The 12128-nt window shown below is 70.9% G+C and carries 12 protein-coding genes; 8 read left to right on the top strand and 4 right to left on the bottom strand.

Going from position 1 to position 12128, the window contains the following annotated elements:
- The 4 genes from HMPREF3165_RS11120 to HMPREF3165_RS11105 form a co-directional block, all read left to right on the top strand.
- Positions 1-1255, top strand: a 1255-nt coding sequence (locus HMPREF3165_RS11120; protein ID WP_256275295.1) for a DUF418 domain-containing protein, incomplete at its 5' end; no start/stop codon positions are given.
- A gap of 124 nt (positions 1256-1379) precedes the next feature.
- Positions 1380-2744: a DUF418 domain-containing protein gene (locus HMPREF3165_RS11115; RefSeq protein ID WP_070513500.1), complete on the top strand. Its 1365-nt coding sequence runs from the start codon at positions 1380-1382 to the stop codon at positions 2742-2744.
- A gap of 160 nt (positions 2745-2904) precedes the next feature.
- A complete protein-coding gene (locus HMPREF3165_RS11110) occupies positions 2905-4230 on the top strand; it encodes a DUF418 domain-containing protein (RefSeq protein ID WP_070513497.1) in 1326 nt (441 codons plus the stop codon).
- Positions 4231-4488: 258 nt separating this feature from the next.
- Complete coding sequence (locus HMPREF3165_RS11105; protein ID WP_003788862.1) at positions 4489-4944, top strand: hypothetical protein; 456 nt, start codon at positions 4489-4491, stop codon at positions 4942-4944.
- 80 nt (positions 4945-5024) lie between these two features.
- Here the strand turns inward: HMPREF3165_RS11105 and HMPREF3165_RS11100 are convergent, their stop codons facing one another.
- Together HMPREF3165_RS11100 and HMPREF3165_RS11095 are read right to left on the bottom strand one after the other, a co-directional pair.
- Complete coding sequence (locus HMPREF3165_RS11100; RefSeq protein ID WP_070513602.1) at positions 5025-6191, bottom strand: sensor histidine kinase; 1167 nt, start codon at positions 6189-6191, stop codon at positions 5025-5027.
- A gap of 122 nt (positions 6192-6313) precedes the next feature.
- Complete coding sequence (locus HMPREF3165_RS11095; protein ID WP_003788865.1) at positions 6314-6973, bottom strand: response regulator transcription factor; 660 nt, start codon at positions 6971-6973, stop codon at positions 6314-6316.
- A gap of 178 nt (positions 6974-7151) precedes the next feature.
- On the opposite strand from HMPREF3165_RS11095, the gene HMPREF3165_RS11090 reads away from it, so the two are divergent.
- From HMPREF3165_RS11090 to HMPREF3165_RS11075, 4 genes are all read left to right on the top strand, one after another.
- Entirely contained in the window at positions 7152-7619 is a 468-nt protein-coding gene (locus HMPREF3165_RS11090; protein ID WP_009407646.1) for a hypothetical protein, read from the top strand.
- An 83-nt stretch (positions 7620-7702) separates the two neighbouring features.
- Positions 7703-8878 (top strand): peptidoglycan-binding protein, encoded by a 1176-nt coding sequence (locus tag HMPREF3165_RS11085; protein WP_070513494.1) that lies wholly within the window; start codon positions 7703-7705, stop codon positions 8876-8878.
- Positions 8875-9588: an ABC transporter ATP-binding protein gene (locus HMPREF3165_RS11080; protein WP_003788873.1), complete on the top strand. Its 714-nt coding sequence runs from the start codon at positions 8875-8877 to the stop codon at positions 9586-9588. The genes HMPREF3165_RS11085 and HMPREF3165_RS11080 overlap by 4 nt, the downstream gene beginning before the upstream one ends.
- Positions 9563-10816, top strand: a complete 1254-nt coding sequence (locus tag HMPREF3165_RS11075; protein ID WP_083303305.1) for an ABC transporter permease — start codon at positions 9563-9565, stop codon at positions 10814-10816. Before HMPREF3165_RS11080 ends, HMPREF3165_RS11075 begins: the two co-directional genes overlap by 26 nt.
- 221 nt (positions 10817-11037) lie before the next feature.
- Here the strand turns inward: HMPREF3165_RS11075 and HMPREF3165_RS11070 are convergent, their stop codons facing one another.
- Positions 11038-11220: an Rv0909 family putative TA system antitoxin gene (locus HMPREF3165_RS11070; protein WP_009407609.1), complete on the bottom strand. Its 183-nt coding sequence runs from the start codon at positions 11218-11220 to the stop codon at positions 11038-11040.
- 338 nt (positions 11221-11558) lie between these two features.
- Positions 11559-12032 (bottom strand): MmcQ/YjbR family DNA-binding protein, encoded by a 474-nt coding sequence (locus HMPREF3165_RS11065; protein WP_070513491.1) that lies wholly within the window; start codon positions 12030-12032, stop codon positions 11559-11561.
- Positions 12033-12128: the final 96 nt, after the last annotated feature.

Below are 12128 nucleotides of genomic sequence, written 5' to 3'. Positions count from 1 at the left end.
GGCCCGTGGCTTCATGCTCCTGCTCATCGCGGTCGCCAATGTTCCGTCGTGGAACAAGATGCCGAACGGGGCCGAGCCTCCGGTCTCCTCCGTTGACGGCTGGTGGATGTTCGTCCGCACGCTGGTGGTGGACCACCGGGCCTACCCGCTGTTTGCGATGCTCTTCGGCTTCGGGCTCATGACCATGATTAACCGGCGCATCGCCTCCGGGACCGAGACCTACCTCGCCTCCCTTCCCGGTGCGCCGGAGGGCCGCGAGCCGATGCCGCACGAGGCGGCCTGGGCCCGCGAGATGGCCACCATTGACGCCTACCGCCTGGTGCGACGCCGCGGCTGGTGGATGCTCCTGATCGGATTCGTCCACGGCCTCGTCTTCCCCGGCGACATCATCGGCGCCTATGGGCTGGTCGCCGTCCTCCTGGCCAACCTGCTGGCCCGCAAGAACTACTCGGTGCTCTACCTCATCGGGGGCATCATCTCCGTGCTGGCCCTGGTGACGTATCTGGCCGCCGGGACCCTGTCGGGCGGCGACACCCTGACGGCCTCCGGGGAGCAGTCGGTCTCGCTGACAGTGGCGCTGCTCTGGGTCGTCACCAATGCCCTGCAGTGGGCCGTGGTGCTGGTCGTGCAGGTGCTCATCGCCCTCATCGTCCCGGCCGCGGTGATCGGTGCCCGCCTGGCCGACACTGACCTCCTCACCCATCCGGAGCGGCACCGGCGCCTGCTGATCTCCGTGGGCCTGGGCGGTTTGGTGCTGGGGGCGCTCGCGGCGTTCCACGGCGCGCTGACGCTCGCGACGACGGCGCAGCGCTGGCCGTGGGACTTCGCCATGACGGAGTTCTTCGGCCTGGCCGGCGCCTGCGGCTGGCTGGCGCTGCTGGCCCTGTATGCCGGTGGGCCCAGGCCGGATGGCCGGCTGACGGGCCTGCGCTGGCTGGCTTCCGCCGTCGGCCGCCGTTCCATGACCGTCTACCTGAGCCAGACGATCCTGTTCGGCATCATCTTCGGCGTCGTTCCACTCCTGGTGACGGGCAGGCGCCTGTGGATGGGGCAGGCCGCCGCCGCCCTCGTCGCCCTGGGTGTCTGGCTGGTGAGCGTGGTCCTGTGCGCCGCCCTGGAGCGCGGCGGTCATGCCGGCCCCTTCGAGACCCTGCTGCGCACGGCCGTCGCCCGCAGCGAGCGCAGGAGGCCGACGCCGCCGCCCCCGCCCGCCGTCTGGCCCGGGATGCAGGCGGGACCGCAGCCGGCCCCCTGAGCCGGCCCGCCCCGGGTCCGTCCGCCGGAAGAATGGCCGGGCGGCAGGCTCCACCTTTCGGTGGACACGATCTCGGCGCTTAAGGCGGACGCCGCGGAACCCCTGGTTTTCATACGGTCGAGTCATGAACACGACGACTTCCTCCGCGACCTCATTCACTGGTTCCCGCAGCCTGCGCTACCCCGCCCCCGACGTCGCCCGCGGCTTCATGCTGCTGCTCATCGCCCTGGCCAATGTGGGGTTCTGGGTGGCGGGTCCCGAGGGCCGTGCGCCATCGACCGCCGACAGGACCTGGGCCTTCATACGTGCCCTGTTCATCGACCAGCGCGCCTACCCGCTGTTCGCACTGCTCTTCGGCTTCGGGCTGGCCACCATGGTCAACCGGCGCATGGCATCGGGCATCGACGCCTACTGCCAGCAGCTGACCGGCGGGCTCCGGGCGCCGTCGGCGGCTGAGCTCGACCAGGCCCGGGAGCAGGCCGCCATCGACGCCCGCCGCCTCGTGCGGCGCCGCGGCCTGTGGATGGTCCTGTTCGGGCTCATCCATGGCGCCTTCTTCCCCTCGGAGATCATCGGCACCTACGGCATCGTCGCCGTCGTCTTCGCCGGGTGGTTCGCCCACAAGCACCACAAGCGCCAGCTGGCGGTGTGCGCCCTCATTCTCCTGTTCCAGATCGTGACGGTGGTCCTGGCCATGCTCATGGGCCCCGGAGGTGAGGCGGCCGGTGTGGCGGGGCCCGCTGCCCCGGTGGCGGCACCCACCGGAGCAGGCGAGTCCGTGGCGTCAGCGCTGCCCTGGTTCGTGACCAACGTGAATGAGTGGTTCTTCACCGCCCTGGGCGCTGCCTTCACCACGATGATTCTTCCCGCCGCCTTCCTCGGTGCCCGCCTGGCCGACACCGACCTCATCTCCCACCCCGAGCGCCACCGCGGCCTGCTGACGGTGGCCGGGATCGGCGGCCTGGCCCTGGGGGCACTCGGCGCGCTTCACGAGCTCCTGGTCCCGCTCACCAGCGCTCAGTCCTGGGAGGCCGACTCCGCCCTGATCGCGGTCCTGGGCCTGGCCGGGGGCTGCGGCTGGCTCGCCGTCCTGGCTCTCTACGCCGGCGGGCCGATGGCGGACAACCGGCTGACCGGCCTCAGGTGGCTGCTGTCCAACGTGGGGCGCCGCTCCATGACCGCCTACCTGTCCCAGACGGTCATGTTCGCCGGCATCTTCGTCATCGCGCCGCGGCTGACCGGGAGGCCCCTGGAGCTGGGAGTGGTGGCATCCGCCGCAGTGGCGGTGATGGTCTGGCTGACGACTGTGGTCCTGTGCGCGGTGCTTGAGCGGCTCGGCATGCCCGGTCCCTTCGAGTCCCTCCTGCGCATCGCCGTCGCTCGCAGCGAGCGCAGCCGCACGAACCCGTTCCCCCAGCAGATCCCCGCCCAGCGCGCGGCCCAGTTCCTCGGTCGGTCGACGAGCGCCCCGGTTACCGCGGGAGCCTGAGAGCGGGGCGGTGCCCGCTGCCATCGCAAGACGGAAGAGCCCTGGTCCTCCGGGAGGAGGACCAGGGCTCGGTCCGCTCTCCGGGGAGGAGAGGATCAGCCCGTCACGATGGCTCCGCAGGGGGAGGTGGCGCTGGCGGCCGCCCCCTAGCGTGGAGGGCATGAAACTCACGACGTCATTCACCGGCACTCGGGGGGTGCGCTATCCGTCCCCGGATGTGGCCCGTGGCTTCATGCTCCTGCTCATCGCCCTGGCCAACATCCCCTTCTGGACCGAGGTGACGCACGCTTCCGCCCCGTCTGATGCGGTCGACACGGCATGGCTGTGGGCGCGCTCCCTCCTGGTCGACTCGCGCGCCTACCCGCTGTTCGCGATGCTCTTCGGCTTCGGACTGGTCACCATGGTCAACCGGCGCATCGCCTCCGGTGCCGCGTCCTACCTCAGCTCCCTGCCCGGCGTGGAGGACGGCCGTGAGCCGACGTCGCAGGAGGCGGCCTGGGCCCGTGAGCAGGCCACCGTCGACGCCCGTCGCCTGGTGCGGCGTCGAGGCCTGTGGATGATCCTCTTCGGCGCCGTGCACGCCGTGCTCTTCTCCGGTGACATCATCGGCCCCTACGGCCTGGTCGCCGTCATCTTCGCCGGCTGGATCACCCGCAAGCACTGGAAACGGGCCCTGGCCTTCTGCGCCGTCGTCGTTGTTGCCGGCACCACCACCTTCCTCAATATGGGCAGCTTCCTGGCCTCCCAGGGTGCCTCGGCGACGGACGCGCACCAGGGGGCCGGTGCCTCGACCGACACGGTCCTGTCCTACGTCTCCGATGGCCTCCTGGCCTGGGGCGGAAGCCTGGTCTCGGCGCTGTTCTTCTCCATGATCGTTCCGGCGATGTTCCTCGGTGCCCGCCTGGCCGACACCGATCTCATCGCCCACCCCGAGCGCCACCGCCGGCTCCTGGTCGCCGTCGGCCTGGGCGGTCTGGGGCTTGGTGCCGCGGGCGGTATCGGGTTCGCCATGTGGGCCGCGGGTGGACCCCCGGTCGCCTGGACCATGCCCCTTCACGCGGCCACGGGCGTGGCCGGGGCCTGCGGCTGGTTGGCGCTGTTGGCCCTGTACGCCGGCGGGCCGAGGCCGGACGGCCGGCTGACGGGGCTGCGCCGGCTGGCCTCCAGTGTGGGGCGCCGCTCCATGACGGCCTACCTGAGCCAGACCTTCCTCTTCGCCATCATCTTCATGGTCCTGCCCGCCCTGACCGGGATCGAGCTCCACCTGGGCGAGGCTCGGGCCGCCGGGATCGCGCTGGCGGTCTGGCTGGTGACAGTCGGTCTGTGCGCCGCCCTGGAGCGCGGCGGTCACGCCGGCCCCTTCGAGACCCTGCTGCGCACCGCCGTGGCCCGCAGTGAGCGCCGACGCCGGCTGACGGCCCCTCCTGCCCCTCCGACCCCGGCCTCGCCGGTGGGCACCTCCAGCACCTACGACCTGGTGCGCTGAGACCCCGGAACACAGATAGGCGCCCAGGACGATGGGGAGCGCTTCCCCGCGGGCCGGCGGGTGCGTGCCACCACGGCCTTCAGGGATTCTGTATGGTGGGACGGCCCGATGACCGCCTTCAGGGCGCGTCATCGCACTATGTCCTGAGGACTGTGAGTCGCCTCGCAGAACGCGAGGGGTCACTTGAGCGTTTCACAGGGCATCGTTGACACGGTAGCCTGCCTGCGTCCCCAACTCTGAAGGAAGCGAACAGTCCTCATGACTCAGCCCCCCAACCCTGGTCAGCCCTTCTACCAGCAGCAGCCCTCGGCGCCCTCGGCTCCGGCCCCGGGGCAGCCCTACCCGCCCCAGCAGCAGTTCCAGGGCGCTCCCGGCGCGCCTGCTGCTCCCGGCGCCCCCGGCCAGCCCTTCCCGCAGCCTCCGGCGGGGGACAGCTTCATGGGCAACCTCTTCGACACCGCCAAGCCCTTCGCCGAGAAGTTCGGCAAGGTGTTCTTCTACATCGCCGCCATCGCCCTGGTCGCGAACTGGCTCTACTCGGCTTACAACGCCGGTGACATCGCTGGTAACTACGACATCGAGACGCAGAGCCGGAGCTTCAACTTCGGCAAGTTCCTGCTGAGCCTGCTCTTCGACGCCCCCTGGATCGTGACGCAGATCGGCCTCATCCGCCTCTTCATCGAGCTGGTCATCAACTCCGGCAAGAAGAACTAGTCGCTGCCCGGCGGAGTCTCGTCTCCGCCGCAGCCAGCTGCTCGACCCTGACGGTCGCCGGCCCCCGTGGCCGGCGACCGTCAGTCGTTGGAGCCGGCTGCGCCCGAGTCGTCCTCGGCCCCTCCCACCGGCAGCTCGAGGACGGCCGTCAGCCCGCCGTCGGGGTTGGCGCTCAGACGCAGCTCGCCGCCGTGCGCGGTGGCCACCGCCGTCACGATGGCCAGGCCCAGCCCGTGCCCGGAGCCCCGGGTCCGCCCCCGCCCCTCGCCGCGCACGAAGGGCTCGCGCAGGGACTCCACGCTCTCGGCCGCCACCACGGGGCCCTCGTTGCGGATCGTCAGGCGCACGCCGTCGTCCAGACGCGCCATGCCCACGGTGATGCGGCCGCCCTCGACGTTGTAGCGGGCCGCATTGCGCAGCAGGTTGGAGACGCTCTGGCGCAGCAGCACCGGATCCCCGGGGACTCGGGCGGGCAGTAGATGGGTGGAGACGTGAAGGTGGCGCTCAGCGACCTCCGGAGCGATGAGGCCCAGGGCGTCACGGACCGTGGCCTCCATGTCCACGTCCTCGTGGGCCAGCTTGCCGGACTGGGCGTCGGCCAGGTCCAGCAGGGCGTCGATCGTCTCCCGGTTGGCGCGGTTGGTCTCCAGGACCCTGGTCAGCACCTGGCGCAGATCCTTGGTCGAGGCCTGCGGGTCGGACAGGGCGACGTCGATCATTGTCTGCGTGGTGGCCAGGGGAGTGCGCAGCTCGTGGGAGGCGTTGGCCGCGAACCGGCGGTGGACGGAGAAGGACCGCTCCAGGGAGGCCAGCATGTTGTCGAAGGTGTCCGCCAGGTCGTGGATCTCGTCGCGCGGGCCGGACAGGTCCAGCCGCTGACTGAGGTCGCCCGAGGCGGCGCGCTTGGCGGCCGCATTCATCGAGGACAGCGGCTGCAGCATCCGCCCCGCCAGGATCCAGCCGACGGTCCCGGAGAGCACCACGAGCAGCGCCAGCGCGCCGACGGCCGAGCGCATGATGCTGCTGAGCAGATCGAACAGGTTCGTGTCCACCTTGGCGGCCTCGCCGACCTGCGAGACCGGTACGGCGGCGGTCTCCCCGACCGGGTCGCCGATCTGGATGCTCAGCGTGACGTAGCGCGTGTAGAAGTAGACCAGGGCGATGAGGACCACGCCGGCGGCCGTCACCATCCCGGCGTAGGTCAGGGTCAGACGGGCCCGGATACTCAGGTGCCGGGCGCGACGCATGTGCTCCGTGCGGCCAGGCCGGGCCTCACGGACGCCGTGGGCCTCACGGGCGCCGTGGGGCCAGCTGTCGGTGCTGGGCCGCGCCGCGTCGTCGGCCCGGGTCCCCGCAGCCCCCTGCCCGCTCATGCGCTGAACCTGTAGCCCGCGCCGGGGACCGTCTGGATCACCCGTGGCTCACCGAGCTTGCGACGCAGGTGGGAGATCGTCACCCGCGTGGAGTTGGTGAAGGGGTCGGCGTTGGCGTCCCAGGCCTTCTCCAGAAGCGTCTCAGCGCTGAGCACCCCGCCCTCGGCCTCCATGAGGACCTGAAGGACCGCGAACTCCTTGGGGCTGAGGTGAATGAAGTGCCCGTCCCGGTAGACCTCCCGGCGGAAGGGATCCAGGCGCACCCCGTGGGCCTCGAGGACCGGGGTGCGCGCCGGCTGGCTGCGTCGCCCCAGGGCCCGCAGCCGGGCCACCAGCTCGGGGAACTCGAAGGGCTTGGTGAGGTAGTCGTCCGCCCCCAGCTCGAAACCGCCCACGCGCGCGTCCAGCGTCCGGGACGCAGTGAGCATGAGGACCCGCGTGCTGGGGTGGTCGCGCACCACCCGCCGGCAGACCTCGTCGCCGTGGACCACGGGCAGGTCCCGGTCCAGGACGATGATGTCGTAGTCGTTGACCGCCACCTGCTCCAGGGCGCTGGCCCCGTCGCCGACGACGTCCACGGCCATCGCCTCACGCCGCAGCCCGGTGGCGATGGCCTCAGCCAGGTACTCCTCATCCTCCACGACGAGCACGCGCATCGCCCTGCCTCCTTCACTGTGGATTCTTTCGGCTGGTCCCTCAGCGAACCAGCCCCCGTGTTGCCACAACATAAGCGAATTTGTGAACCCCGTGGCAACACCGCTCCCGGTTGGCTGTTCCCCGAACGAACGGACGCCACCGCGCCCCGACCCACGTGAGCCGAAAGGACCCTCTCCCATGAAGCAGCCCCTCAACACCCGGATCCTCACCCGCGCCGCCACAGTGCTGACCTGCGCCGTGTGCGCCGTCGGCCTCATGACCGGATGCTCCCAGGGCTCGAAGGCGGACTCGGCCGCCTCCGCCTCCGCCACCAGCGGGGACGACTACCTGCTCAAGATGGCCAAGTGCATGCGCGACAAGGGCATCGACGTCTCCGACCCCGACGCCAACGGCAACGTGCAGTTCCCCGACAACGAGGCCGCCACCAAGGCCGCCCAGGAGTGCGAGCAGATCGTCGGCCCCGCCCCCGGCACCGAGGACCTCGCCAAGCCCGAGACGCAGCAGGACCTGGTCAAGGCCGCCGAGTGCCTGCGCAAGGAGGGCTACGACGTGCCCGACCCCGAGGCCGGCAAGGGCATCCAGATCAACGGTGACATCCCCCAGGACGTCATGAACAAGTGCTTCTCCCAGGTCGGGAGCAAGTAACGCCGCGCCCTTGCAGGCGCCACCAGACCACAGGCTCGCGCGGCCAGGCTGCCGCGCAGACACACACTCAGACAGGCAGACACATGGATCAGACCACCACCTCCACGCAGGCCGACGACGGCTCGACCGGCACCGCGGACAAGCCGGGCACGGCCCACCGCACCCGACGCCGGGCCTTCCTGGCCATGGGGGCCGCCGCGATCCTGGCGGCGGGCGCTGGTGCGGGCGCCTTCGCCTCCAGGTCGGGCCCCTTCGCGGCCAAGGCCAAGCCGACGACGTCGACCTTCAGCGGCGCCACCGACACCGTCACCAAGGGCGACCTCCAGGGACAGACCTCGGTGTCCGGGACCCTGCGCTACTCCGACTCGCGCAAGTTCAAGTCGGGCTTCGAGGGCGTTCTCATCCAGGTGCCGGCCTCCGGGACCGTCCTGACCCAGGGCGACGTCCTCTACCGCACCGGCAACGAGACCGCCTACCTCATGCGCGGCAACCTGCCCGCCTGGCGCAGCTTCGAGGCCGGCATGGAGGACGGCGAGGACATCCGCCAGCTCGAGACGGCCCTGCGGGACCTGGGGTACTTCGACTACGAGCCCGACGACCACTTCAGCTGGGCCACCACCAGCGCCATCCTGAAGTGGCAGAAGGACCTCGACCTGCCCCGGACCGGGACCCTCCCACTGGGACGGATCGTCTTCACCCCCGGGGACCTGCGCGTGGGGACGGTCACCGCCCGGGTGGGGGACCGCGTCGCCGCCGACACCGAGCTCTTCGACGTCACCTCCACCACCCAGGTGGTCGACGCCAACATCAAGCTCTCCGACCAGAAGCTCGCCGTCGCCGGCACCGCCGTGACCATCAAGCTGCCCGACGCCAAGAAGACCGCCGGGAAGATCACCTCCGTGGGCACCCCCACCGAGAAGTCCTCCGGCTCCGGGTCCGGCGCCGGCTCCGGCTCGGGTGAGTCCAAGGAGCGGGTCATCCCCATCACCGTCACCCTCACCGACGCCTCGGCGACCACCAACTTCCAGGAGGTCTCCGTCACCGTCGACCTGCCCAGCGAGAAGCGCACGGGCGTCCTGTCGGTGCCGGTCGGGGCCCTGCTGGCCCTGAGCGCCGACCAGTACGGCGTCGAGATCGTCGAGGCCGGCGGCACCACCCGCAAGGTGCCGGTCACCATCGGGTTGTTCGCCGGTGGGCGCGTGGAGATCTCCGGCAAGGACATCTCCGAGGGACAGCGAGTGGTGGTGCCGCAGACATGAGCCGCATCCTGTCCCTGCGCGACGTGAAGCGCACCTACGGTGAGCCGCCCGTGGCCGCCTGCGCGGGCGTGAGCCTGGAGATCGACGACGGCGAGTTCGTCGCCATCGTCGGCCCCTCGGGCTCGGGCAAGTCCACGCTCCTCAACCTCATCGGCACCCTGGACCGGCCCAGCTCCGGCACCGTCGAGATCGACGGCGTCGATGTCGGCTCCCTGTCCGACGCCAAGCTCTCGGCCCTGCGGGCCAGCCGCATCGGCTTCGTCTTCCAGCAGTTCCACCTGGCAGACGGCGTCAACGCGGTCGACAACGTCGCTGACGGCCTGCTCTACAGCGGGATCCCCCGCTCCGAGCGGCGCCGGCGCGCCCGGGCCGCCCTGGAGCGGGTCGGCCTGGCCCACCGGCTCGACCACCGCCCCCACCAGATGAGCGGCGGCGAGCGCCAGCGGGTGGCCATCGCCCGGGCCGTCGTCGGCGAGCCCCCGCTGCTGCTGGCCGACGAGCCCACCGGGAACCTCGACTCCACCTCCGGGGCCTCGATCGTCGAGCTCCTCCACGAGCTCCACGCCCAAGGCACCACGATCATCGTCATCACCCACGACAACGAGCTGGCAGCCCAGCTCCCCAGGCAGATCGCCATCCGCGACGGCCGCATCGTGGGGGACTCAAGCCTGAAGGAGATCGTCCATGACGACGTCTACGCACCGGCGTGACCGGTCCGCGGCCGAGCGGGCCGGCCGCGCCCCGGCCCGGCGGATCCAGCGCTCGCGGCTGCGTCTGGCCGACGTGCTGCGCCTGGGAGGCACCGGCATCAAGGCCCGCCCCACCCGCGCCTTCCTGTCCGCACTGGGGATCGCCATCGGTATCGCCGCCATGATCTCGGTCGTGGGCATCTCGGCCTCCAGCCGCGCCCAGCTCTCCGCCCAGCTCGACTCGCTGGGGACCAACCTGCTGACGGCCACCGCCGGCCAGGACCTGTTCGGCAACTCCTCCTCTCTGCCGCAGGACAGCGTCGGCAAGGTCCGACTCATCGACAACGTCCAGAGCGCCTCGAGCACCGGACTGGTCAAGAACTCGCTGGTTTACCGCACTCCGCTCATCGACAAGAACGCCTCGGGCGGCATCACCACCCTGGCCGCGGACAAGTCGCTGCTCGACGTCGTGGCCGGACAGGTGGACAAGGGCGCCTGGCTCAACGAGGCCACCAGCAAGTACCCGGCCACGGTCCTGGGGCAGACGGCGGCCCAGCGCCTCGGCGTCGTCTCACCGGGAACCAAGGTGTGGATCGGCGGGAACTGGTTCACCGTGGTCGGCATCCTCAAGCCGGTGGTGCTGGCTCCCGAGCTCAACAATGCCGCCCTCATCGGTCAGGGCGTGGCCAGCGACCTGCTGGGGCACGACGCCAAGCCGACGACGGTCTACACGCGCAGCCAGGACGCCGCCGTCCCCACAGTGCGCAAGCTGCTGGCGCCGTCGATCTCGCCGCAGGCCCCCAATGAGGTCAAGGTCTCGCGCCCCTCGGACGCGCTGGAGGCCAAGAACGCGGCCGACAAGGCCTTCACCGGTCTGCTGCTGGGCGTGGGCTCGATCGCCCTGCTCGTCGGCGGTATCGGGGTGGCCAACACGATGATTATCTCGGTGCTCGAGCGCCGTCGGGAGATCGGACTGAGGCGGTCCCTGGGGGCGATGCGCGGACACATCCTCGTGCAGTTCATGACCGAGGCGCTGCTGCTGGCCTCCCTGGGCGGTGCCCTGGGGTGCATCATCGGGATCGGGGTGACCGCCGGGATGTCGGCCGCCAACGGCTGGCCCTTCAGCCTGCCGGTGATCGCCGTCGTCGGCGGTCTGGGAGTCACCATCGCCATCGGCGCCCTGGCCGGCGTGTACCCGGCCGTTCGGGCCTCCCGCACTCCTCCGACCGCCGCGCTCAACGCGCAGTAGGCGAACGCCGCCGGCCCGAGGGGAGGCGGATGAGACGTCCCGGTGGGAGACGGCTGGGCCCCGCGGTGGCGGCACCGGACTGTGGCGGCCGGTGCTTGAAAGAGATGGGGAGAGCCCAGCTGGCCGGGAACGCGTGAGGGCCCTGCACTGAATGGTGCGGGGCCCTCACTCCTGCGATCAGAAGACCGCGGTGCCTGTAGGTAGGCAGGCTCTCAGCCGGGTCACTCCGTGCCGAGCTTGCCGTCGACGGCGTCGCGGGCGGCGTCGATCTTGTCGTCGTACTTGCCGCCGGTCGCCTTCTTGGCAGCACCGGCTGCGGCGTCCAGCGCCTTGTCGCTGATCGCCTCGGCCTTGTCGGAGCTGAGAGCGTCACCGGCCTTCTTCGCCAGGTCATCAAGTCCCATCTGTGTCTCCTTCCCTCGGGTGGCCAGACGTCGGATGACGACGGCCTCGGCTGAATAGTGCCAGGTTTGTGCACCCGCGTCATCTGAGGGCGGCTCGGCCTCTGGGGTGCGGCCAGGGGCAACTGACGCGGCGGGGGACTTTCTCTTGCGGCCGGGGTCTGCGTGGGAGGGGACACTCCACGCAGCCGGGGACTTTTCCTTCCAGTCGGGGGCAATCGACGCCGTCGGGGACCGGAATCCTGTCACCGAACGCGCAGGACGCCCCCGTAGGGACGTATCCGCACCCCGACGCGCGCAATGTCCCCGGCCATTCTGCTGGGCACCAGTGGCGGCGGGCTTCACCACTGCCAGGTGGGGCGGGCGGGGGAGCCTGCGGCGTCGGCCAGGAGGACGGCCTCGCGCACGCGGCGGGTCAGGAGGGACAGGACGAGCCGGTAGGAGTCCTCGACCATGGCGGTGGCCTCGTCCGCGCGGTAGTCCGGGCTGGTGAGGTCGATGCTCACCCAGTGCCGCTTGGACTGGTGAAAGCCCGGCTCCACCCACTCGAAGGTGGCCCGCACGGCGACGACGTCCTCGGGGTCGAGCTTGACGTTGGCCAGGAGGCGGCCGTCGGTGTGGGGGATGAGCAGCAGGAAGAGGCGGGGGCCCACGGAGGCGACAGGGATGTCCCACTCGGGCTTGTGCCCCGCCCAGGCGCCGGGCAGCGTGGCCGCCTTGGCCAGGAGCTCGTCGCGCCGGGCAGCCGCGGTGGCCTCATCGACACTCGTGGAGGGCCCGTCGGGGTGAGGGCTACGGCGGAGCGGTGCGGTCATCGACGTCGAGCCTACGTCCTCCCCGTGGCTGGGGACATGGCGCGCGGTCGGGTGCAAAATCGTCCCGGCGGGGACATCCTGCGCGTGCGGGGACGG

It is taken from the genome of Actinomyces sp. HMSC08A09, from assembly GCF_001807465.1.
GTDB lineage: Bacteria > Actinomycetota > Actinomycetes > Actinomycetales > Actinomycetaceae > Actinomyces > Actinomyces oris.
Note: the sequence above shows the minus strand (reverse complement) of the source record. Positions and strands in the feature narration are given on the sequence as shown.